This window comes from Brotonthovivens ammoniilytica (assembly GCF_025566885.1).
GTDB classification, from domain to species: domain Bacteria; phylum Bacillota; class Clostridia; order Lachnospirales; family Lachnospiraceae; genus Brotonthovivens; species Brotonthovivens ammoniilytica.
Genome location: NZ_JAOQJQ010000001.1, coordinates 787,617 through 811,521, shown reverse-complemented (window position 1 = coordinate 811,521; position 23,905 = coordinate 787,617). Strand labels below are relative to the sequence as shown.

18 protein-coding genes are annotated in these 23,905 nt (G+C 42.7%); all 18 read left to right on the top strand.

Translation table 11 applies throughout. The features are described 5' to 3' along the window. Positions 1-21: 21 nt before the first annotated feature. A complete protein-coding gene (locus OCV88_RS03725; RefSeq protein WP_158424245.1) occupies positions 22-1,629 on the top strand; it encodes an ABC transporter substrate-binding protein in 1,608 nt (535 codons plus the stop codon). Between the two features lie 77 nt (positions 1,630-1,706). After that, the gene (locus tag OCV88_RS03720; RefSeq protein ID WP_158424244.1) at positions 1,707-2,702 is read left to right on the top strand and encodes an ABC transporter permease; all 996 of its coding nucleotides are present in this window, start codon (positions 1,707-1,709) and stop codon (positions 2,700-2,702) included. Next, a complete protein-coding gene (locus OCV88_RS03715; protein ID WP_158424243.1) occupies positions 2,699-3,523 on the top strand; it encodes an ABC transporter permease in 825 nt (274 codons plus the stop codon). The genes OCV88_RS03720 and OCV88_RS03715 overlap by 4 nt, the downstream gene beginning before the upstream one ends. 35 nt (positions 3,524-3,558) lie before the next feature. Then, complete coding sequence (locus OCV88_RS03710; RefSeq protein ID WP_158424242.1) at positions 3,559-4,485, top strand: oligopeptide/dipeptide ABC transporter ATP-binding protein; 927 nt, start codon at positions 3,559-3,561, stop codon at positions 4,483-4,485. 12 nt (positions 4,486-4,497) lie between these two features. Further along, positions 4,498-5,109, top strand: coding sequence for an ABC transporter ATP-binding protein (locus OCV88_RS03705; RefSeq protein WP_158424241.1), 612 nt, complete (start codon positions 4,498-4,500; stop codon positions 5,107-5,109). A 352-nt stretch (positions 5,110-5,461) separates the two neighbouring features. Continuing rightward, a complete protein-coding gene (locus OCV88_RS03700; protein WP_158424240.1) occupies positions 5,462-6,214 on the top strand; it encodes an ABC transporter ATP-binding protein in 753 nt (250 codons plus the stop codon). 12 nt (positions 6,215-6,226) lie between these two features. Next, a complete protein-coding gene (locus OCV88_RS03695) occupies positions 6,227-8,869 on the top strand; it encodes an extracellular solute-binding protein (protein ID WP_158424239.1) in 2,643 nt (880 codons plus the stop codon). Between the two features lie 35 nt (positions 8,870-8,904). Next, positions 8,905-10,005: a 2-aminoethylphosphonate--pyruvate transaminase gene (locus OCV88_RS03690; RefSeq protein ID WP_262590664.1), complete on the top strand. Its 1,101-nt coding sequence runs from the start codon at positions 8,905-8,907 to the stop codon at positions 10,003-10,005. 75 nt (positions 10,006-10,080) lie between these two features. After that, positions 10,081-10,854 (top strand): phosphonoacetaldehyde hydrolase, encoded by a 774-nt coding sequence (gene phnX / locus OCV88_RS03685; RefSeq protein ID WP_262590662.1) that lies wholly within the window; start codon positions 10,081-10,083, stop codon positions 10,852-10,854. Between the two features lie 365 nt (positions 10,855-11,219). Next, entirely contained in the window at positions 11,220-12,554 is a 1,335-nt protein-coding gene (locus tag OCV88_RS03680; protein ID WP_158424238.1) for an MATE family efflux transporter, read from the top strand. Positions 12,555-13,008: 454 nt separating this feature from the next. Continuing rightward, positions 13,009-13,503, top strand: coding sequence for an LURP-one-related/scramblase family protein (locus OCV88_RS03675; RefSeq protein WP_158424237.1), 495 nt, complete (start codon positions 13,009-13,011; stop codon positions 13,501-13,503). 23 nt (positions 13,504-13,526) lie between these two features. After that, complete coding sequence (locus tag OCV88_RS03670; RefSeq protein WP_158424236.1) at positions 13,527-14,402, top strand: LysR family transcriptional regulator; 876 nt, start codon at positions 13,527-13,529, stop codon at positions 14,400-14,402. 150 nt (positions 14,403-14,552) lie between these two features. Then, positions 14,553-15,542, top strand: a complete 990-nt coding sequence (locus OCV88_RS03665) for a uroporphyrinogen decarboxylase family protein (protein WP_262590660.1) — start codon at positions 14,553-14,555, stop codon at positions 15,540-15,542. Between the two features lie 16 nt (positions 15,543-15,558). Next, on the top strand, positions 15,559-16,059 hold the full coding sequence (locus tag OCV88_RS03660; protein WP_158424234.1) for a GntT/GntP/DsdX family permease: 501 nt from the start codon (positions 15,559-15,561) through the stop codon (positions 16,057-16,059). 530 nt (positions 16,060-16,589) lie between these two features. Next, complete coding sequence (locus tag OCV88_RS03655; RefSeq protein WP_262590658.1) at positions 16,590-17,612, top strand: ABC transporter substrate-binding protein; 1,023 nt, start codon at positions 16,590-16,592, stop codon at positions 17,610-17,612. Positions 17,613-17,819: 207 nt separating this feature from the next. Then, the gene (locus OCV88_RS03650; RefSeq protein ID WP_158424233.1) at positions 17,820-18,302 is read left to right on the top strand and encodes a MarR family winged helix-turn-helix transcriptional regulator; all 483 of its coding nucleotides are present in this window, start codon (positions 17,820-17,822) and stop codon (positions 18,300-18,302) included. Further along, positions 18,287-19,738 carry an MATE family efflux transporter gene (locus tag OCV88_RS03645; RefSeq protein WP_158424232.1) on the top strand — a complete coding sequence of 484 codons (1,452 nt, stop codon included), beginning with the start codon at positions 18,287-18,289 and terminating at the stop codon, positions 19,736-19,738. The genes OCV88_RS03650 and OCV88_RS03645 overlap by 16 nt, the downstream gene beginning before the upstream one ends. Before the next feature lie 816 nt (positions 19,739-20,554). Then, entirely contained in the window at positions 20,555-23,848 is a 3,294-nt protein-coding gene (locus OCV88_RS03640) for a Cna B-type domain-containing protein (protein ID WP_158424231.1), read from the top strand. Positions 23,849-23,905 lie beyond the last annotated feature (57 nt).

Below are 23,905 nucleotides of genomic sequence, written 5' to 3'. Positions count from 1 at the left end.
AGATGAAAGGGGAAGATGAAAATGAGACTAAGGATTTTCAGTATTATGTGTACGCTGATGCTGGCAGCTGGATTGCTGGCAGGGTGCGGCCGGCAGCAAAAAAATCAGACAGACGGCGCCGGGAAGGCTGCTGCAAAGAATGAGGTTATAGTTACTATGCCAACAACGTCAGAGCCGGAGTCTGGGTTTGATCCGGCTTACGGCTGGGGCGCCGGGGAACATGTTCACGAACCTTTGATTCAAAGCACATTGACTACAACAACCACCGACTTAAAAATTGGAAAAGATCTGGCCACAGATTACAGTGTCAGCAAGGATGGCCTTACCTGGACTGTTAAAATCCGGGATGATGTCACGTTTACTGACGGTGAGCCTCTGACGGCTGAAGATGTGGCATTTACTTATAATAACTGCAAAAAGAACAGTTCCGTTAATGATTTTACAATGTTAAAGCAGGCGGTGGCAGTAGATGATGTGACGGTAGAATTTCAGATGGAGCGGCCGTTTTCCATCTGGCCTTATACTATGGCGGTTGTGGGGATTGTGCCGGAGCACGGATACAGTGAAGCCTATGGACAGAATCCTGTGGGTTCCGGACGCTATATTATGAAACAGTGGGATAAAGGCCAGCAGGTGATTTTTGAGGCCAATCCGGATTATTATGGAGAACAGCCCAAAATAAAGAAGGTTACGGTACTGTTTATGGAAGAAGATGCGGCCCTGGCGGCAGCTATGGCAGGGCAGGCAGATGTGGCTCATACAGCGGCTTCCTATGCTGATCAGAAATTAAACGGATATCAGCTTTTTGAAGTAGAAAGTGTGGATAACCGCGGATTTAATCTGCCGGCTGTAGAACCGGTGGAAAAAGACGGGGTCACATACGGAAATGCTTTTACCTCTGATATTAATGTGCGCAGAGCTATCAACATCGGAATCAACCGTGAGGAAATGATTGAAAATGTGTTAAATGGATATGGAACCGCTGCCTACAGTGTCTGCGATAAAATGCCGTGGTACAACAGTGCCAGTGAAGTTTCGTATGATCCAAAGCTGGCGGAGCAGCTGTTAGATCAGGCAGGATGGAAAACAGGCGCCGACGGTATCCGGCAAAAAGACGGCGTTCGAGCTTCCTTTACTCTGATGTTTTCCACAGGGGATTCCGTGCGCCAGGCTCTGGCGGAGGATACAGCCAATCAGCTAAAGAAGCTTGGAATTGAAGTAAAAACAGAAGGCGTGGGATGGGATACCGCCTATGACCGCGCTCAGTCGGAGCCGCTGATCTGGGGCTGGGGAGCGCACACACCCATGGAGCTTTACAACATTTATCATACGGATTCGGATACCGGACTTGCCCAGCTGTCCCCTTATGCCAGCGAATCTGTAGATCAGTATATGGATGCGGCGCTGGCCGCAGACAGTCTGGAGGAGTCCTATAAGCTCTGGCAGAATGCCCAGTGGGACCAGAACACAGGAGTAACCCAGCAGGGGGATATTCCCTGGATCTGGCTTTGCAATGTAGAACATCTGTATTTTGTCAGAGACGGATTAAAGATTGCGGAACAGAAAATACATCCTCACGGGCATGGATGGTCCATCATTAATAATGTAGATCAGTGGTCCTGGGATTAAAAGCTTTTTTCTGCAGCTTAAAGTAACAGAAGATGTAAGGGCGGACAGTCATGGGAGATATGATGAAAGGAGCAGTCATGAAAAGAAACAGGCCGGTATATCTTATAAAAAAAATAATTCGAATGTTTCTGCTTGTGATATGCGTCAGTATTGTTACGTTTGGCTTAATGAAGGCATCTCCCATTGATCCCCTGCAGGCAAATGTAGGCCAGACGGCCCTTGGAAGCATGAGCCGGGAACAAAAAGAGAAGCTGGAAGAATATTGGGGGACGAATACGCCTCCGGTACAGCAGTATTTGTCCTGGGCAAAGGATTTTATCAGAGGGGATATGGGAACATCTCTGCTGTACCGCCAGCCGGCAGCAGAAGTTATCGGTGTGAAATTAAAAAACTCTCTATTTATTATGGTAATTGCATGGATTGTTTCGGGTATTGCCGGATTTGCACTTGGAGTTACAGCCGGTATGAACAGGGGAAAACTGATAGATAAAGTGATCAAAGGATATTGTATGGTAATATCCAGCACGCCGGTATTCTGGCTGGCATTGCTGCTTCTTCTGGTGTTTGGCGTCTGGCTGCAGATTTTTCCCATGGGATTGAGCGTCCCTATTGGGGTGGAAGCAGATCAGGTGACCTTTTTAGACCGCATATATCATGCTGTTCTGCCGGCAGTAACACTAAGCATCACCGGGGTATCTAACATTGCCCTTCATACAAGAGAAAAAATGGCGGATATTATGGAAAGCGAGTATGTCCTGTTTGCAAGAATGAGGGGTGAACAGGGAATGAAGCTGTTTAAAAATAACGGGTTCCGAAATGTTCTTCTTCCTGCTGTGACCTTGCAGTTTGCTTCTATCAGTGAAATATTCGGCGGTTCTGTACTGGTAGAGCAGGTGTTTTCTTATCCGGGACTTGGGCAGGCGGCTGTGGCAGCGGGACTTGGCAGTGATCTGCCTCTTTTGATGGCTATTACCGTTGTAAGTGCAGTTTTTGTTTTTGGCGGAAATCTGGCAGCGGACCTGATTTATGGAACCATTGATCCAAGGATCAGAAGAGGGGGCGTTCTCAGATGAAAAGATGGAATCGGAGACAAATGGTAATATTTGGCGTGCTCTGTTCTGCCGGGTTTCTGGCCGGAGTATGTATCTTTGGAGTGCTGGGAACAGATGCAGCAAAAATAACGGATTTTTCCAGGAAAAACCTGGCTCCCTGTAAGGAATTTATATTCGGAACGGACTGGCTGGGAAGAGATATGCTGGTACGGACATTAAAGGGGCTGTCCAATAGTATTTTTATTGGGATTTTAGCCGCAGGTGTCAGTGCCTGTCTGGCGCTTCTTCTTGGAATCGCGGCGGCTCTTTTTGGGAAGACGGCGGACTGTGTGATTTCTTTTCTTATAGATCTGATTATGGGAATCCCCCATATTCTGCTTTTAATACTAATTTCCGTGTTTTTAGGACGGGGAATGTACGGCGTAGTAGCGGGGGTTGCCCTGACACACTGGCCGTCACTGGCCAGGCTGATCCGGGCGGAAGTGCTGCAGTTAAAAGAAAGCCCTTATATTTTAATTGCCGGGAAGCTTGGCAAAAACAGATGGTATATTATAAAAAAACATTTGCTGCCGCATCTGCTGCCACAGTTTGTCGTGGGATTGGTTCTTTTATTTCCTCACGCCATACTGCATGAGTCAAGTATTACCTTTCTGGGATTTGGGCTGTCTTCTGATCAGCCGGCCATTGGAAATATTTTGTCAGAATCCATGCGGTATCTGATTACCGGGGAGTGGTGGCTGGCTTTGTTTCCGGGAATTTTTCTTGTAGTAACGGTTCTTTTATTTTTCAAAGGCGGAGAAAATTTAAGAAAACTGCTGGATCCGGGAAGTTTTCATGAGTAGTGATCAATAACGAAATAAGAAGCAGGTGAAGATAGATGAAGAAACATCCGGTTTTAAAGATTGAACATATGAATATTACATTTACTCAATACGAAAGGGGACTGCGTCAGGTGGAGCTTCCTGTGATCCGGGATTTGAATGTAGAGGTACATGCCGGGGAGGTGGTTGCTGTAGCAGGCTCCAGCGGTTCTGGAAAGAGCCTGCTGGCTCACGGTGTAATGGGGGTTTTGCCTTACAATGCATCTATGGGCGGACAGATCAGCTACTGTGGTGAAAAGCTTACAGAGAAAAAGCTGAAAAAACTTCGAGGCAGTGAGATTGTGATAGTACCACAGAGTATTTCCTATTTGAATCCCTTAAAGCAGATTGGCTCTCAGATCTGCAAAGGAGATAAAAGCAAGACGAAAAAGAAGAAATTACAGGAAATTTTTAACCGCTATGATCTAAAACCTGAGGTGGAAACTCTATATCCCTTTGAATTATCCGGGGGTATGAACCGGAGAGTTCTGATTTCAACTGCTATGATAGAAAGTCCGCGGCTGGTGATTGCAGATGAGCCAACGCCGGGACTGGATCTTAGAGCGGCAAAGAGAGCAATGGAACATTTCCGAGAGCTGGCGGCTCAGGGGGCGGCTGTGCTTGTGATTACCCATGATCTGGAGCTTGCTTTGGAAACAGTAGATAAGATTGTTGTATTTTATGCGGGCACTACCATCGAAGAAGCTTCGGTAAAAGACTTTGAACAGGAAGAAACGCTGAGACATCCGTACACAAAAGCCCTCTGGCGGGCAATGCCCAGAAATGGTTTTCAGTTTATAGAGGAAAATCAGCCTTATGTTAAGGAATTACCCCGTGGATGCCCCTTCGTAAAACAGTGCAGCATGCAGAAAGAAGACTGCAAAAAAGACGTGCAGAATCGAATGGTCCGCGGCGGTCTGGTGAGATGTCTCTGCGCGGAATAAAAAGGGAAACGTATGAAACTTGAAATTAAAAATATTTCTTATCAGTATTCCAAAAAGGGAAGAATGATACTGGATAACTTCTGCTTTACAGCAGACAGTTCAGAACGTGTAGGGCTAACGGCTCCCAGCGGATACGGAAAAACTACATTGTGCAAATTACTTTCCGGTTATTTAAAGCCGGAGCAGGGGGAAATTCTGCTGGACGGCAAAACGCTGTCTTCTTATGGGAGCTATTGTCCTGTTCAGATGATCTGGCAGCACCCGGAGCTTTCGGTGAATCCAAGATTTCGAATGCGGGATGTACTGGAAGAAGGGGATCAGATAGAGGAACGTATGATAAAGGCTCTTGGAATAGAAAAAGACTGGCTGAATCGTTTCCCGTCAGAGCTTTCCGGAGGAGAACTGCAGAGGTTCTGCATTGCCAGGGCCCTGGGAGAGGGAACCAAATTTTTGCTGGCAGACGAAATTACAACAATGCTTGACTTAATCACTCAGAGCCAGATCTGGGGTTTCCTTTTAAAGGAAGTAAAGGAAAGGCAGATTGGGTTGATTGCAGTGAGTCATAACAGACAGCTGCTAAATCAGATCTGCACCAGACAGGTGGAGCTTGACAAGCAAAGGTAATAACAAAGGTTAGATATAATTAAGATGAAAAAGTGATGCAATACAGATGGAAACTCATTTGTTTTTGCATCACTTTTTTGCTGTGGATGGCACTGCGGCGGAGTGGAGTCATGTCGCAAAAGCGACCCGCCGCAGACGGAGAATCCTGCTGTGGCAGGATTCTTTTTTATGATACTTTGGGATTTAACATTTGTGCCGCAAGCTTTACGAAAGATTCACAAAAATTTTATAGAAGCATGATAGAAGCGTTCTTTTGTATTTTTTATAATTCATAATATGTTAAGCAGATATAGAACGTAAAAAGCTGATGTGCAATGGAAGCATCGGTAAGAGACAGGGAAGGAGCTTTTAAATGCTGGAATTAAAAAATATTAAAAAGTCTTATAACGGAAACGTGATTTTAGATGATATCAGTCTGGATGTGGAGGACGGAGAGATTGTTTCAATTCTGGGTCCTTCCGGAAGCGGCAAGACGACACTGTTAAATCTCATTCTTGGTATTACGGATATTGACAGCGGCAGGCTTATTTATCACGGAGAAGATCTGACAGATGTACCTATGGAACAGCGGGGATTTAATATTGTATTTCAGGATTATGCCTTATTCCCAAACCTCAACGCTTATCAGAATATTATTTACGGATTAAAAAATAAGCCCGGAATTTCTACAAAAGAAGAAGTGGATGAACTTATTGATCTGCTGGGGCTTCGGGAACATCTAGACAAAGGGATTGCCCAGCTTTCCGGCGGGCAGAAACAAAGAGTTGCAATTGCAAGAACTATGGTGATGAAACCCAAAATTCTGCTGCTGGATGAGCCTTTAAGCGCTTTAGACGGTGTCATCAAGGAATCCATCAAAGACCGGATCAAAACCATTGCCAAAGAATTTCATCTGACAACCATTATCGTAACCCATGATCCGGAAGAGGCGTTAACCTTATCTGACCGGGTACTGATTATCAATCAGGGAAAAATTTCACAATATGCAAAACCTGAAGAGATTATCAGCCGGCCCGATAATTCTTTTATCCGTGAGTTTATACTAAATCAGCTGGAAATTAAGAGAAACAATATTTTCTCACTGTTTCACTGTCAGACGGCATAAGTGGTGGGGAATATGAAACAGAAAAAGAACTTGGAAGTTAAAGTGATTTTTACAGCGGTTCTCGTTTTATTTATATGGTTTTTGGCGGTTCCGATAGTAACTCTTTTACTGAAATCCTTTCAAAGTGATACCGGAAATATTCTGGTGCATTATGCACAGGTGTTTTCCGGGAGCGGATTTTGGAATGCGGTGGGAAACAGTTTTAAAGTGGCAGGAAGCAGTGCGGCAATTACCACGTTTCTTGCCTTTCTTCTTGCCTATACCCTTCACTATACGAATATTCCCGGATTTTTCAAGAAAATGATTCAAGTATTGGCAGTGCTCCCCATGCTGCTGCCTACCATTACATATGGTTTTGCCATTATTTATTCCTTTGGCAGACAGGGGCTTATAACCAGAATACTGGGAACACAAATATTTGATATTTATGGTTTTGGCGGCCTGCTGCTGGGGTATGTGATCTATACGCTTCCGGTATCGTTTCTGCTGATTCACAATACCATGGGTTACATTGATAAAAAATTTATGGTGGTATCCCGGGTAATGGGAGATAAAGGTCTGCAGACATTTGCAATTACGATTTTGCGCCCGCTGACAGGGACGCTGGCGGCATCCTTTATCCAGTGCTTCTTTCTGGCCTTTACAGACTTTGGCATTCCAGCCTCTGTGGGCGGACAGTATGATGTGGTGGCTTCCGTTTTATATGACGAAATGCTTGGAAGTCTTCCCAATTTTAATAACGGGGCGGTTGTGGCTCTGGTGATGCTTGTGCCCTCCATTGTCAGCATTGCTTTATTGCATATACTGGAAAAATACAATGTCCGCTACAGCAAAATCACTCCTGTGGAAAATCAGAAAAATCATATCAGAGACGGAATCTGCGGGGTTTCCTCGGTTTGCATTATTTTTGTCATCCTGATTGTATTCTCTGTGATCTTTCTGGTACCGTTTGTCAGTGAATGGCCATATGAAATGACCTTTACCCTGAAACATGTAAAAAATGTCTTTGGGGACAGTACCTTGTTCGGGGTATTTAGAAATTCGGTGATTGTGGCGGCCCTTACAGCAATGATCGGTTCTGCGGCAGCGTACGGTGCAGCATTAATTACAGCCAGAAGCAGAATGCCAAAGAAATATAAACAGATGATAGAAAGCATTGCCCTTGTTACCAATACCATTCCGGGCATGGTGATTGGTATTGCTTTTATGCTGATGTTTTCCGGCAGCCCGCTGCAAAATACCTTTGCGCTGATTATTATCTGTAATATTGTGCATTATTTTTCCACACCGTATCTTATGATGAAAAACTCTCTGGAGAAAATGAACAGTTCCTGGGAGACAACAGCCATGCTTATGGGTGATAACTGGATGAAAACGATCTTGCGGGTTGTTACACCTAATGCGCTGCCAACACTGATTGAAGTGTTCAGCTACTATTTTGTAAATGCCATGGTAACCGTCAGTGCCGTGATCTTTATTTCAGGGGCCAGAACCATGGTGATTACGGCAAAAATAAAAGAGCTGCAGCATTTTGCAGAATTTAATGAGATCTTTGTTTTGTCTCTCTGTATCTTAGTGACAAATATTGTGGCAAAGCTTTTGTTCCGGATGCTGGCAGAACGGGGAAGAAAAGCAGGAACAAGCACCGGAAAAGAAAAAAAGAAGAGGACAAAGGCAGCCGGAATCGCAGCAGTCTGTATTCTGGCAGCAGCAGTCATAGGCTTTGCAGTTTTTCCGGGAGGCTCACAAAGCAGCCAGAAAGTAGTTATTTATTCCAATGCAGACGATGAGGCTGTGGAAGCGATGAAAGAGACACTAGACCAGAACGGGTATCAGGATCAGTATATTTTCCAGACCTTTGGAACCTCAGAGCTTGGAGGAAAGCTCTTAGCGGAAGGAAAAAATATTGAGGCCGACCTGGTAACAATGAGTTCCTTTTACCTGGAGAGCGCCCAGCAGCAGAATCAGATGTTTGCAGATCTTACCTTTGAAGCCGAAACGTTAAGTGAGGCGCCGGATTTTTACCGGCCTGTTACTTCACAGGAAGGCGTCATCATTTTTAACACAAAAGTAATGGAAGAAAAAAATCTTCCCGTTCCGGAATCCTTAAAAGATCTGGCAGATCCGGTTTATGCAGGAGAAATATCTGTGACAGATATAAAGAGTTCCTCTACTGCCTGGCTGATGATTCAGGCCCTGGTCAGTGAATACGGGGAGGATGGGGCGAAGGAAGTACTCGCCGGGATTTATAAGAATGCCGGACCGCATATGGAAGATTCCGGCTCAGGCCCTCTAAAAAAAGTGCGTTCCGGTGAAGTCGCCATTGGCTTTGGATTAAGGCACCAGGCGGTGGCGGATAAAAAAGACGGACTGCCCGTTGACTATATAGATCCAATAGAAGGAAATTTTTCCCTGACGGAATCCGTGGCGGTTGTAGATAAAGGAGACGAAAGAAGCAAAAAAGCTATGGAGATGGCGGAATGTATTGTTAAAAAGGGAAGAGAAAAACTGAAAGAAATATATCCGAATCCATTATATCAGGGTGAAACTGTGGATAAAATTTTCCAGTCAGCCTATCCGAAAACATTTCAGGAACCCCTGACCGCAGAACTGCTGAAAAAGCATCAGCAGTTGTCCGAAAATTGTAAACAATAAATTTTTAGATTCATAGAGAAAAAGAGGTAAAAAACATGATTCATTACAAATTACTGACACCTGGTCCGCTGACCACATCCCACAGTGTAAAAAAAGAAATGCTGGTAGATCATTGTACCTGGGATGATGATTATAAGCAGATTACACAGAAAATTCGAAAAGAATTATTAAAACTTGCTCATGTATCAGAGGAAGAATACACTGCAGTCTTAATGCAGGGAAGCGGAAGCTTTGGGGTAGAGTCTGTTTTAACCAGTGTAATTGGCCAAAATGATAAACTGCTGATTATTGTTAACGGGGCATACGGGGAACGTATGATCAGTATTTGCCAGCACGCAAAAATTAATTATACTGTATACCAGGAAGTATATGATCAGGTTCCTTCAGCAGAAAAAACAGCTGAGATTCTTGCAGAAGATCCGGCCATTACCCATGTGGCAATGGTTCACAGTGAGACCACATCCGGAATTTTAAATGACATTGCTTCTATTACAAAGGAAGTAAAAGCGGCGGGAAAAACAATGATTGTAGATGCCATGTCCAGCTTTGCCGGGGTAGATATTGAAGTGGGAGGCCTGGGTATTGATTTTCTTATCAGCAGTGCCAACAAATGTATCCAGGGAGTACCGGGATTTTCCTTTATTATCTGTAATCGCAAGAAATTAATGGAGAGTGAAGGGAAGGCAAGAAGCCTGTCATTAGATCTTTATGATCAGTGGAAGACTATGGAAAAAGACGGAAAGTGGCGTTTTACATCTCCAACGCATACGGTGCTGGCTTTTGCAAAAGCTCTGGAAGAATTAGAAGAAGAGGGGGGAATCCCTGCCAGGTCAAAACGGTATTATGATAATAACCATCTTCTGATTCAGAAAATGAAGGAAATGGGTATCCGCTCTTATATCGGTGGAGAATACCAGGGTCCCATTATTACAACCTTCTTTTATCCGGAACAAAGCAGTTTTTCCTTTCCGGAGATGTATGAATATGTAAAAAGCAGAGGCTATGCTATTTATCCGGGAAAAGTTACGGATGCAGATACGTTCCGGATTGGAAATATCGGTGAGATTTATAAAGAAGACATTGAAAAATTGTGTGAGATATTTAAAGAATTTTTCGAAAGCAGGAAAGCAGAATAGTGAGCTGTGTACAGAACAGGTAAGAAAAATTCTATGTAGTGTAATATTATAAAAAATCAGACAGGAGAATGAACAATGAGCAAAAAGATAGAAGCAGTCATTTTTGACTGGGCAGGAACAACTGTAGATTACGGCTGTTTTGCACCGGTACAGGCATTTATGGAAGTATTTACAGAGGCAGGTATGGAACCTTCCATGGAAGAAGTCAGAGAGCCAATGGGTATGTTAAAATGGGATCACATCCGGACAATGCTTGAAATGCCAAGAATTAAGGAATGCTGGACAAAAAAGTACGGGAAGGCGCCTCAGGATTCCGATGCAGATGCTCTTTATGCGCGGTTCGAGCCGGCTTTATTAAAAATTCTGGATCAGTTTGCGGCTCCAAAACCCTATGTAATAGAAACCGTAAACAAAATCAGAGAAATGGGAATTAAAATTGGTTCTACAACCGGGTATACCGATGTTATGATGAATGTTGTGGTACCAAAGGCAGAAGAGCTTGGCTATGCACCTGACTGCTGGTTCAGCCCGGATGCTGTAAATGGAATGGGACGTCCTTATCCTTACATGATTTTTAAAAATCTGGAAGCACTGCAGGTATCCTCAGCAGCAAAGGCCATCAAGGCAGGGGATACGGTATCTGACATTCTGGAAGGAAAAAATGCTGGAATGTTTACCATTGGAATACTGGAAGGAAGCTCAGTTATGGGACTTCATCAGGATGAGTTTGAAGCTTTGACAGAAGCAGAAAAAGAAGAACGGCTGGCTGCAGCTAAGAGGAAATTTAAAGATGCCGGAGCAGATGCAGTAGTAAGAGATATCCGTGGAGTACTGGATTATATCAGATGAGGGATAACTCCCGCCTCTATAGGCGGTGAGTAACAAGTAAGTATCAGTGGCGTGTGTCAATCCCTCATCTGATATGCGCTCCGCGAGGATGTGCAGCAATTCGGAATAGAATATTGTCAGCAAAGCTGACCCAAATCGCGCACCAAGTCTTGCGAGGGCAAGACTTGAACAGATTGACTTTTTAGAATTCGTATGCTAAAGTTTAAAAAATATCAATGACAGCTGTTGCCGCCGGGTAATCAGTTTTTGCGTCAGTGTTTCTATCGTTAGGCCTTTGAAGATAGGAATATCTGGCGCTTTTTTTCATAAAGGATGGCTTCTGCGGCCAGTTTTCTTTTATAAAATACATACAGGAAGTGAGAAATATGAATCAGAAATCTTGTTTTTCGGAATTTATCCGCTATACCATATTCAGTGTGTTTGGAACACTGGGAGTATCCTGCTACATTCTGGCAGATACTTTTTTTGTTTCTAAGGGATTGGGGGCTGATGGGCTGACAGCATTAAATCTTGCTATTCCTGTCTACAATTTTATTCACGGGACCGGTCTGATGGTTGGAATGGGAGCAGCTACAAGGTTTTCAATCTGCAAAAGCCAGAGAAAAAAGGAAGAGGTTCACCGGATTTATACAAACAGCATTTATTTTGCCGCTGCAGCTTCAGCAGTATTTTTTCTGGCAGGCCTTTTTCTGGCTGGTGATCTGGCCGGTCTTCTTGGAGCAGATGCAGATACATTACAGATGACAGAGACGTATCTAAGATGGCTGTTAATTTTTGCGCCGGCTTTTATTTTCAACGATGTTTTTCTTTGCTTTGTAAGAAACGATGAAAGTCCTCAGCTGTCCATGGCTGCTATGCTCACCGGAAGTTTTGCCAATATTGTTCTGGATTATATTTTTATATTTCCTATGGAAATGGGGATTTTCGGCGCTGTTTTTGCTACGGGTCTTTCGCCGGTGATCAGTATGGTTATGATGCTTCCCCACTGGATTCGAAAGAAAAATACCTTTCATTTTAAGAAAACAAAAATCAGCGGCGTTATTGTAGGGCAGACGGCGGCTCTGGGATTTCCCTCCCTTGTGGCTCAGCTGTCATCGGGTATTGTTATGATTACACTGAACACGATGATTTTAAAGCTGGAAGGAAATACCGGGGTGGCAGCTTACGGTGTCATTGCCAATCTGTCTTTAGTGCTGGCTGCTGTATATACAGGAATTGCCCAGGGGATTCAGCCTCTGATCAGCAGTTTTCATGGAAAACAAAAAAACGCCCAGCTGTTTGCTGTGCGAAGATATGCCATGATTACTATGGCTGTGATATCCTGTCTGGTATATAGTTTATTCGTAATCTTTGCCCAGCCTATTGTATCTGCTTTTAACAGTGAGCATCTTTTGGGGTTGCAGGAAATTGCGGTTAAGGGATTAAAACTGTATTTTACAGCTTCTTTGTTTATGGGATACAATATTGTTCTTGCAACGTTTTTCACTTCTGTAGAGAGGGCGGTGCCTGCGCATATTTTATCTGTTCTTCGAGGAATTGTTTTAATTATTCCAGTGGCTGTTGTACTGGAAAAAGCCTGTGGGATGACCGGGGTATGGCTGGCCTGCCCCATTACGGAATTAGTTGTGGCAGTATTGGGTGCTGTTTACTATCTGATCTATCAGAGAAAAATAAAACTAATAACTAAAAATATGAATTAATAGATGACAAACAAGAGGTATCGTGTTAAAATAAATGTAGATCTACATTTCTAATTTAAACTTCACCGTCATCTCTTTTCTGCAGCCGCAGATAGTAAGAACCTCAGCATCCATGATATAGCTTTCGGAAAAGTCTCTGAGAAAATAAGTCCCATCCTATCTAAATATGTTCTATATACGGGGGCAGGGTAATGAACAGAAGAAGGACTGCTGCAAAGCAGATGAGAGATCACCTGTATGACAGCGGTCCCTTTTTCTTTTTTAGGGAAATAAAATAAAAAGTTATTGAACGTCTTTGAGATTACATAAAAAATCCCATTGATAGTTATCTTTTTTTTCGATATAATTTTTTTGTTTGAAAAAAGTAGAATTTTTGCAGTATCTGAATATTTTGGTCCGGTGGCAGGACTTTAAAAGGTTTAGAGCTATACGTAAGTAAGAGTGAGGATAAAACATGAAATTGTTTCTAACGTCGAGACTTATTTCCGGCTTTGTTACCTGTGACGTTTATGACGATACAGGACTATTGCTTTATGTGGCCAGAGAGCAGTCTGTAATAAAAGAATGTTTGGAAATATATGACAGTCAGAATATATTTTTGGGATCAGTGAAAGAAGATTTATCCATCAAAGAGGGAAGAAAGGAAGATCAGACATTTCTGCTTTGGGCAGGAGAGGTTTTGTTAGGAACAGTCCGAAAGGAGTTTCCTTTCTGGAAGCTTCAGTTTGCTTCAGATAATGTCATATGGACCATTGAAAAGAGAAAGCAGGCGGCATTTCCGGGAGGGTATACCATATTTGATGAGAATCAGAAAAAGCTGGCGGGTGTCTCAGTTAAAGGAGCAGACATGCGGATATATACGCTGGAACTAGAAACGAGCCATGGTCTGCTCCCTTATATAATGGCTGTTCTGGCAATTGAGCTGTCAGAAAGGTGTAAAAGCAGATAGAAGGCTGCTGTCAGGAGAACAGGATGAACGAGTCACAGATTAAAAATTTTCTGCTGGTAGCGGAAGAAAAAAATTTCAGTAAAGCAGCGGAAAAGGGCTATGTATCCCAGCCCAATTTAAGCCGCAGCGTTTTAAAACTGGAAGCGGAGCTGGGGGTGCAGCTGTTTGAACGTACTGGAAAGCAGGTGTGCTTAACGGAGGCGGGAAAAGAATATTATGATTTTTTTCGAAGAACACAGCTGGCATACCGGGAGGTTTCTTTTCACGCCAGAAATCTTCATTCCAATCGTCTTGGAAATATCAGGATCGGATACATGGAAGGCTGGAAGGTCTCAGAGCTGTTGTATGAACTGGTCTGGGATTTTAAGAAAGAGTATCCGAATATGGATATACGTATGGAAGCCTGCAATCGCAGAGAGCTTTTGGAGAAGCTTGACAGAGATGAAATAGATCTTGTTTTCGGAATTGAGGGGATTTTAAATCAGAGACGGGGGATCCGCAAAGAAAGAGTAACGGAAATTGTGAGAGGGATTTTATGCAGGAAAGATCAATGGTGTAAAAATGGGACACCTGTTCCAAGAGATTTCAAAAAAGAACAGTTTTTTGTTATGGATGAGGACGGGACCATGGCTCTTGGAACGCAGATCCGGACATTTTGTGAACCTTACGGCTTTATTCCGCAGATAAAATATGTGAATAGTCTGGAATCAGCCATTAACAGTGTGGAATTGGGTCAGGGGGTTTTGATTTGTGATGAATGGACCAGATATGTGTTTGATGAAAAGCTGTTGTTTATTCCAATGGAAACCAGACACACAGTTATGCTTGGATGGAAATCGGAAACGCAGAATGTGGCAGTCAGCGTTCTGATTACAGAGATTCAAAAACGGATGGGGTGACAGCTTAAGAATTATTCTATAAAAGCGAATCATACTATGATAGTCGGAAAGATTATATCAAAAATGATATAGATTTCCGGCTTTTTTATATTTTACATGCATATATATTGCTTTTATAATAAATTTAACAAATCAGAAAGGAGATATGAAGTGAGTCGACACGAGGAATTACTGCGGGTTTACAGGGATCATGAAGATATCGGAAAAGTATTAAATCTTTTGACGGATTTTGATTTTACATTAATTCCGGCCATGAAAGAACGTCCTGTGAACCCGGATGGAAGTGAGGGAACCGGATACGACTGGTTTGGAACTTACTGGGAATATGTTCCACAGCAGCGTGCAAGCATGGTGATTGATACTCCGGATAAAAAAGTAATTACAGATGTTACAAAATGGCGGGAGCAGGTGGCTTTTCCGGATCTTTCACAGATTGACTGGGAAAAAGAGGCCGGAAAGGATACCAAAAACTGGGATCGTGAGAACAAATTGACAATGGTCATGCTGATTAACGGAATATTTGAACGAAGCCATGAGTTAATGGGATTTGAAGATGCGTTAATAGCCATGTATGAAGAACCGGAAGCCTACAAAGAACTGCTGGATGCCATCTGCAATTACAAAATTGAGTGTATTAAAATTATCGGGAAGTACTGGAAGCCGGACATTTTAAATGCCCATGATGATTATGGAGCCAATGAGCAGATGCTGATGTCTGTAGATATGTGGGAAGAGTTTTTTAAGGATAACCTGCAAAAAGTGATTGATGCTGCTCATGAAGCGGGGATGCTCTATGAACATCATTCCTGCGGATATATAGCCCCTATTTTTGATCAGCTTGTGGAGATGGGAGTGGATGCCATTGATCCGCTGCAGATTACCAATCCATTAAGAGAACTGAAAGATAAGTATCAGCATCGCATTACCTTCTGCGGAGGCTTTGATAATCAGGGAATCCTGGATAAAAAAGGCGTAACAGAGGAGGAGGTACGCAGGGAAGTGCGGCGGACCTATGATCTTTTAGCGCCGGGGGGAAGCTATGTAGCATATCCCCTGGTGATTCAAAAGGAGATACTGCCATGGATGATAGATGAAGGAATGAAAATGGAAAGGAATTATGGCAGAAGAAATATAAGATAGTACAAATATCGGATAAATCTCGTATAAAAATAAAGGAGGAGGCGGATTAAAGGAGCTTTTAAATCCGGTTCCTAAGCAGGCGGCGGAACTGCTTTTGCAGGTAGGAGCCCTTGGAGCTCTTGGAGCCGTGGTCGCAGCATCACCGGTATTTCCTTCCATTACGGAAGGACTGGTACATATGCAGATACCGGGATTATTTAAAGTGATTATCTGCATTGCTCTTTTAACCGGAGCGTCCGGCTCCGGCCCGGCGGGATTAAATGCAACACTTCCGTATTTGTCAGAGTCCTTTGCTCAAATGGGAATTAATATGAATGCTCTGCACCGGGTGGCAGTATTTTCCAGCCAGACCCTTGATACCCTGCCCACAAATCCGGGATTTGCCGTTGCAACAAGTGTAACGGATGTTCCAATGAACAAATCATATAAATATGTGTTTATTACGACTGTTTTAAATACAACAATTACATCATTTGTTGTGGCTATTATTTTAACAGTGCTTCCTTTTCTTGCCTGACGGCAGTCAATTTGCCGGAATATGAAACCGTAAAAGAGTTTCAGAAGAATCTTAAAATATTGTACTTGATTTTTAGGAATAGATTTCTATATAATAAAAGAATATAATCTGAAAGCAAATGCTGACAGGGAATATTCAATTTAAAAAACAACTTGACTTATAAGGACCATCAGCAAGCTGAAAGTGGCTGGGATGGTAACTGACAGGAAAAGAAGACGACAATACGGCTGTGAGCAGATACTGTACTTTGGCTTTGGCAGATGTGCAGAATCCGCTGTAAATATGATATTCTCTTCGGGGAGTATGCATTTAAAAACGTTCCTTTTCCGGGAACGTTTTTATTTCTCTATAGGAAATATTGTGTTGTGATAAAGCTGAAAAGTACCGATTCCTATAGAGCAAAAAAACGCTCCGCTGTGGATCGTACTGCGGCGGAGTGGAGTCATGTCGCAAAAGCGACCCGCCGCAGGCGGAGAATGTGCTTTGCACATTCTTTATTTTCCGGGAAAGTCGTCTGAGAGGAGAAATCTATGATGAAAAAAATGATTGCTTTACTGCTGATGACAGGACTGGTAATGGGATTATCAGCCTGCACAAATTCAGAAAATACTGGAACAAAAAAACAAGCAGATCAGACAGGGCGAAAATTATCAGAACAGCAGACGGAAGATGACGCTGAATTTACCATCGGGGTCTGTCAGCTTGTACAGCACGAAGATTTAGATGCCGCCACAGAAGGGTTTCGGGATGCGGTGAAAGACAGAATGGGAGATAAGGTGTCCATTCAGGTGCAGAATGCCCAGAGTGATTCTAATACCTGTTCGGTAATTGTTAATAGTTTTGTATCCAACGATGTGGACCTGATTATGGCCAACGGAACACCGGCTCTGCAGGCGGCAGCGGCAGGAACAGATACCATTCCCATTCTTGGCACCTGTGTAACAGATTACGCTTTGGCCCTGGATTTGAAAGAGTTTGATGGTACGGTGGGAGGGAATATCTCCGGTACGTCAGATGTTTCACCCTTAGACCAGCAGGCTGATATGATAAAAGAATTATTTCCGGATGAAAAAAAGATCGGAGTCCTTTATTGCTCAGCAGAAATCAATGCCAAATCCCAGGTAGAGGAAATCTCAAAGTATTTAGAAGGAATGGGATATCAGTGTCAGGAATATACCTTTTCAGACAGCAACGATTTAGCGGCGGTAGTAACAAAAGCTGCCAAAGAATCGGATGTTATTTATACACCTACCGATAATACGGTAGGAGCGAATACCGGTATTATAAAAAATATTTGTCTGGATACAAAAGTACCTGTATTTACCGGCAGCGAAACAATCTGCAGAGGCTGCGGCGTGGCGACCTTGTGTCTGGATGCATATGATCTGGGGTATGAGACCGGGCAGATGGCGGCGGATATTTTAGAAGGAAAAGAGGATATTTCAACAATGCCTATCCAGAATGCCCCGAAGTTTACGAAAAAATATAATTCGGAAATGTGTCAGACACTGAATGTAAAAATTCCCGATGACTACATTGCAATTGAAAATTAATTAGAAAAAAGATGTTCTAAAGGAAGCGTTCCATGAGGTATGAGAAACTGATCTGTATGCCTGGAGCGCGTCCCTGTCAGGACATCTTTTTTTTTGTTTTTTGGAAAAATTTCAAGAGAAAAAATAGTTGACAACTCAACTTTTTGGAGGTAAGATAAGTTCTGTATAAAAGAAGTTGAATACTCAACTATTTAAAGGAAGGAAGCTATGAGTGAAATAAAAATTAGTTTTCTGCAGTATATGTCTATTATCTGGAGAAATTTTGGAAAATATCTGGATTTGTGCCTGAAGAAGTATCAGATCGGAAGCGGACAGCATTTTTTCCTGACTTCTATTTATGAGAAGGCGGGGATTACCATGTATGATCTGGCCCGGCTTGGTAAATTTGACAAAGGAACTGTAACAAAATCCGTTCAAAAACTTCTGGAACTGGGATATGTAAATGCTGTTACTGACGAGAAAGATAAAAGAGTGAAGCATTTATACATCACAGAGGCGGCAGAACCGGTTATTAAAGAAATCTATACGATTAAAAGCAGATGGAAACAGAATCTGCTGTCAGATTTTACAGAAGAAGAGATCTGCCAGTTTACCAATCAGATGGAACGCATGGCTAAAATGTCATGTCTGACTTTAAAAGAAACAGCAGAAGAAAAAGAAAGGGGAGAGATGATATGTCAGAAGCAGTAACACAGACGTCTGCTGGGCAGACGCAGGAAATAAAGGAAAAAAATCCGCTGGGTTATAAACCGGTTGGAAAGCTGCTGGTTACATTTTCTGTGCCGGCTATTGTATCCTGTTTGATTAACTCTATTTATAATATCGTAGATCAGATTTTTATCGGACAGGGGGTAGGGTATCTTGGAAATGCCGCTACAACTGTTGCATTTCCGATTATGACAATTTTACTTGCTTTTGGTACGCTGATTGGCGCCGGAAGCAGCGCATATGCTGCAATCCGCCTTGGGGAAAAGAAGGAGGAGGAAGCTGAGCGGACGCTAAACAATGCATTTTTGTTTACCATTATTATTGGAATTGTGCTGATGATAGCTGGTTTGATTTTTTTAGAGCCGATTTTGACGCTGTTTGGAGCCACAGAAAATGTAATGCCTTATGCAAAAGACTATACAGCTATTATACTTTTGGGGACTCCTTTTAACCTCATCGGCATTGTATTATCAAATCTCGCAAGAACGGATGGGCATCCAAGAATGTCCATGTATGGAATGCTGATTGGAGCTGCCTTAAATACAGTTTTGGATCCCATTTATATTTTTGTCTTTCACTGGGGCGTGAAGGGAGCGGCGGTAGCCACAATTACATCTCAGATTATATCGGCAGTTGTGCTTACTGCTTATTTTGTACGTAAAAGCAAAAAGCCCATTCACATGAGGCTTCACAAACAATATATGAAGTTAAATGGAAACAGAATCCGGAAATTTTTAGTGCTGGGTATTTCCTCCGGAATTACCCAGTCTGTAGCCTGTATTATGCAGGTGGTGATGAATAATTCGCTGGTTCATTACGGCAATGAGAGTGCCATCGGCGGGGATGTGGCTTTAAGCGCCATGGGAATTGTTATGAAAATTGCCATGATTATGGGAGCATTCGGAATTGGAGTAGGCATTGGGACCCAGCCCATTCTTGGATTTAACCGGGGAGCTCAAAAATACGAGCGGATCCGAAAAACCTATCTTCTGGCTGTAGTATTTGCAAGTTTGTTAATCTTTGCAGGATGGATTGTCTGTCAGACAATGCCGGAGCAGATTATTAGTATTTTTGGAAATGAAAGTAATGAATTTACACAATTTGCCGTGAACTGCCTGAAGATTTATCTGTTCTGTATCTTCTGTGCGGGCTTTCAGATTGTATCTACCACTTATTTTCAGGCCACCGGCCAGCCAATGAAGGCATCTCTGCTTTCTATGTTAAGACAGCTGCTTTTGTTAATTCCGCTGATTATTATTCTGCCGATTTTTATGGGACTGAATGGGATTCTTTACTCTGCACCAATTGCAGATGCCGCTTCTGCCGGAATTGTGGCGCTCTTTATGATTCCGGAGATAAAGAAACTGAATAAACAGATTAAAATGCAAAGTCATCCGGCGGAAGGCAATGATATATAAATAGGTCTGCCCCCGGGGAGAAAAAGAGCAAATAAATAATGTAAAAGAGAATACAGTTTTTATTAAATTAAGAAGACGATAATTCCAGATTGGATGAACGTCTTCTTTTTTTTACTCTATAGGAAATACTATGTTGTGATAAAGCTGAAAAGTACCGATTCCTATAGAGCAAAAAAAAACGCTCCGCTGTGGATCGCACTGCGGCGGAATGGAGTCATGTTGCTTGCGCAGCCCGCCCCAGGCGGAGAATCCTGCCACGGCAGTATTCTTTTTTACTCTATAGGAAATACCATGTTGTGATAAAGCTAAAAGTGCCGATTCCTATAGAGCAAAAAAACGCTCCGCTTTTGATCGCACTGCGGCAGAGTGGAATCATGTTGCTTGCGCAGCCTGCCCTAGGCGGAGAATGTGCTTTGCACATTCTTTTTTGTTATAAAAAAATAGAATTGTCAAGTACATAAATTAAGAAACAAAAAAAATACAATTAACTCAATAAAATAATAGTAAAAATTTTGGATTTTGTTTTTGGCTAATAAAATGGAAGTAAAATAAAAGTAAAAAAATTAGGGATTTATGATATAAAATATGCCCGGATTAATTGTAAAAAATTTAGGGATTTGCTATACTGAAAACAGAAAATTACTTGGAATGATGTTTTTAAGGATTGAGATTATCATAAAAGTTTAAAGAATACTGAAGTTTTACAGCATAGGGAACAGCATTCTATAGTATAAAAACACTTTGTGGGACTGCACTGCAGCTGACAGAAAGTTTCTATATAATAAAAATTTGTAATTGAGAAAGAGGGAGGCAATTATGAAGGATAGAAAGTCAGACAAAAAAGGAAAGCATTTCTATATCAGGTGGAAGCGAGTCATATCTGTATTTCTGGTATTTGCCATAATTGTGACTATGGCCGGCGTAAATCTTTATGTACAGGCGGAGAACCCTTTGGATGTTCAGTCTGAAGAGATAAAGGATATAACGAAGGAAACAGAACTTTCGGAGGAAGAAACTAAGGATACACAGGAAAATACGCCGGAGGATAAGCAGGAGACCAAAGAGGAGGAAATCCGTGAGGCGAAGGATTTCAGCCAGTTAAGAGAGCTTAATTATACTCTGGCAGATTTTGAACCCTCCGGGGAAGATCTCTGGTATCAGATGAAGGTAGATGCGTATTTTGAGCAGCTGCCGGAGAGTGAGGCAGTGCTGGAAGGGGATACATTTTCCTTCCGGATTCCAGAAGAGTTATTTTATATAGAAGATACAAAGAATCCTGTCCCGGTTGAGATCGGCAGCATCAGTGGTTTTGGAGATAAAAAAGCCCAGTGCAAGGATATTTCAGCAGCAGAATATACAGTAAAGAATCAGAAAGTGGAAGTTACATTAAAAAAGGGAATATCTGAGCTGGAAGATATTTCTTCTGTTTTTATGCGCATGAATCTGTCTGTGCGTGTGGAAAGCAAAGCTTTGGATGAGCAGGAAAAAGCGGCAGACTGGGTTCTGGCAACATCCAGTGACGGAACAGAAAAAAAGCTTTCTCTGATTCTCCCGGCAAAAGAAAACAGGGAAGATAAGGATAAAGCAGATAATAATAAGGAAGAGAAAAAGGAAGCAGCAGCCAAAGCTTCTTTAAAGAAAACAGAGAAGACAGAGACAAAGTCCGAGGAAGAGGAAAAACCTTCCATTACGGTAGGCGGAAAAGAAATTACTTTTGATGAGAACGATACAAAGAAGGATGCCCTGACTCAGGAAGTGTACTGGGTGGATAACAATAACCCCCAGAACAGACCCGGTAAGGACAAGTTTCAAGAGTTTTATATCGAAAATGCGAAAATAAAAGCAACTGTAACAGCTGATGGCGGAACTACGTTTCAGGAAGAGATTTCTGTAAAGGTGCTGGCAGAACGGCTTGGCGTAAAACCAGAAGAGTTAATAGAAGTAAGCGATGCAGGAGGTACCGGACACTATAGATTGTCAGTGAATCCTGGTATTCTTCCGGAAAAAGGAAGTATGTTTTTAAATCCTGAAGACCCGGAAACGGAAAACGATGTAACTTTTCAGTGGGAGCTGATGCCCCCGCAAAAGGCGCCGGATCAATATTATTATATGAATGAAATGGATTCAGAGGATGAGGATGTTCCCAAGGGCTGGTATTATGTAAAAACTCAAGATTTTACGGTTCAGATTGTGCAGAGAAGCGGGGATGATAAAGCAGAAATAGAAGGTCTGGAAGAGGAGATTTTAAATACGTTTTCCTATTACTGGAAGTATAACCGTGGAGATGACTCAGAGTGGGAATCCCTGACTTTAAAGGAACTGCTGGATTCGGTTCAGGTGGAGTTTGCAGTGGCCGGGACAGGACCAAATGAAGAAACCATATATACACTGACCATTAAAGATATTCCAATTTACCGGGCAGACGGAACGGTGAATCAATATTATGTGGGAAGAACAGAAGCTGTAGAACAAAAAGATATTATCACAGGGATTGACGGTCTTGAAAAGGAAGACTCTCTGAAAATCAGCTATGAAAATGATAAAGTAGCCAACGTGGGAACGGTGACAGATAAGGTTTATAACGGAGGACAGGTTATCCTGACCCTCAGTGGTACCGCCGAATATACCGGTCATAAAAGCTGGGGAGATACCGGCGTGGAAGAGGATGCCCAAGAGAAACGTCCGGATCTTGAGTTCCAGCTGTGGCGTTATACGAAAAAAGACGGAGAAGATTATCAGCATGCCTCTCCGGTGCAGAATAAAAATGGAGAAATCGTGATTCTCACCATGGACAGCAGCAAATGGAATGCGGATGAGTTTACCATTGATTTTCAGGAAGGTAAGAATGAGGATGGCAGGGAACTTCCCGGATTGGAAAAGGGAAATGCGCTGCTTGGGGATGAAAAACTTCCCAAATATGATCCGGAAGGATATGAATATATTTATTTTGCAAGAGAGGTTGTAAAATCCACATCAGGAGCCGCCTCTTACAATAAGCTTTATGGTGAAGTGGTAAAAAATGAAGACGGAACCTTATCCTTAAAGGATATACTTCCCGATGGACAGACCACGCGGCCGGCTGCAGATACCAGCATTTATAACGGCGGAACCATTGTTAATCAGCTCAGTGATAAAGTGAAAACAAAAGTAGAAAAGAGCTGGGAGGCTGCGTCTTTCCAGGATGAGTTTCAGGACGTCCGCGTGGTAATGACTCTGCAGTCCCGGGTAAGTGAGGAGCCAAAGGGCAGCTGGGGAACGGTTATGAAAAACGGAAAACCGGTGACTGTAACCCTGAAAGACTTTTCGGCGGAGCAGCTGTCCCAAACGGGAGAAGTTTCTTCTGATAAATACGATTATGACGGTTATGAACTGGAATACCGGTGGGTAGAAACAGCAGTATATCAGGGAAAGGACAGTACGACGAATTTACTGGATCCGGATACCGGAAAGATAACATTGACCCAGGCCGGTACAGAGGTGTCCTATACTCCTGAATATGGAGAGACAATTTTTAATGAGGAAGAGAAAACATATACGACACCTGTAAAAAACAGGATGTCAGATACCATCGACTATGAGGTGACAAAGAAATGGCAGGATAAAGACGAAAATCCGGTGGACCCGCCCGAAAATGCCGAGATATCCCTGCAGCTGTACCGCCAGGATCATCTGACCAATGTTGTAGAGACTGGACCCGTTATAAAGCTGGACGGAAAGACGGATGAACCGAAAACCTTTGAGGTAAAGCTGGATGAAGGCGAAGGAGGCCTCTATACCGTTACCTATTATGAGGATCAGCCATGGCATTTATCCGTTGAGGGACTTCCAAAGTACGGCAGCGGCGGTCATGAGTTTTCTTATGTAGTCCTGGAAACTGCAGGAGTCAGCGGATACGTTGCCAGATATTCCACAGAGTTTAAAGATGATACGTATATGACTACCATTATCAATGCGCCTGTAGGAGGCAGCTCAATCTATGTGAAAAAAATGTGGATGGATGACAGTGATGTGCAGCACCGGGGAGATGTATATTTTACCGTTTATGAGAGAAAGGGAGAGAAGCAGTTTATCCCTGTAGCTGGCGCTGACCATGTAAAGATTACCGAATAGGATTTCTGGTGGAAGGAAGTAGGAATTCCTCAGAATGTAAAAGAGGAAGATCTGGTT

Coding starts and splice junctions, on each gene's coding strand:
- OCV88_RS03725 (WP_158424245.1), top strand. CDS start 22: ATGAGACTAAGGATTTTCAGTATTATGTGTACGCTGATGCTGGCAGCT.
- OCV88_RS03720 (WP_158424244.1), top strand. CDS start 1,707: ATGAAAAGAAACAGGCCGGTATATCTTATAAAAAAAATAATTCGAATG.
- OCV88_RS03715 (WP_158424243.1), top strand. CDS start 2,699: ATGAAAAGATGGAATCGGAGACAAATGGTAATATTTGGCGTGCTCTGT.
- OCV88_RS03710 (WP_158424242.1), top strand. CDS start 3,559: ATGAAGAAACATCCGGTTTTAAAGATTGAACATATGAATATTACATTT.
- OCV88_RS03705 (WP_158424241.1), top strand. CDS start 4,498: ATGAAACTTGAAATTAAAAATATTTCTTATCAGTATTCCAAAAAGGGA.
- OCV88_RS03700 (WP_158424240.1), top strand. CDS start 5,462: ATGCTGGAATTAAAAAATATTAAAAAGTCTTATAACGGAAACGTGATT.
- OCV88_RS03695 (WP_158424239.1), top strand. CDS start 6,227: ATGAAACAGAAAAAGAACTTGGAAGTTAAAGTGATTTTTACAGCGGTT.
- OCV88_RS03690 (WP_262590664.1), top strand. CDS start 8,905: ATGATTCATTACAAATTACTGACACCTGGTCCGCTGACCACATCCCAC.
- phnX (WP_262590662.1), top strand. CDS start 10,081: ATGAGCAAAAAGATAGAAGCAGTCATTTTTGACTGGGCAGGAACAACT.
- OCV88_RS03680 (WP_158424238.1), top strand. CDS start 11,220: ATGAATCAGAAATCTTGTTTTTCGGAATTTATCCGCTATACCATATTC.
- OCV88_RS03675 (WP_158424237.1), top strand. CDS start 13,009: ATGAAATTGTTTCTAACGTCGAGACTTATTTCCGGCTTTGTTACCTGT.
- OCV88_RS03670 (WP_158424236.1), top strand. CDS start 13,527: ATGAACGAGTCACAGATTAAAAATTTTCTGCTGGTAGCGGAAGAAAAA.
- OCV88_RS03655 (WP_262590658.1), top strand. CDS start 16,590: ATGATGAAAAAAATGATTGCTTTACTGCTGATGACAGGACTGGTAATG.
- OCV88_RS03650 (WP_158424233.1), top strand. CDS start 17,820: ATGAGTGAAATAAAAATTAGTTTTCTGCAGTATATGTCTATTATCTGG.
- OCV88_RS03645 (WP_158424232.1), top strand. CDS start 18,287: ATGTCAGAAGCAGTAACACAGACGTCTGCTGGGCAGACGCAGGAAATA.
- OCV88_RS03640 (WP_158424231.1), top strand. CDS start 20,555: ATGAAGGATAGAAAGTCAGACAAAAAAGGAAAGCATTTCTATATCAGG.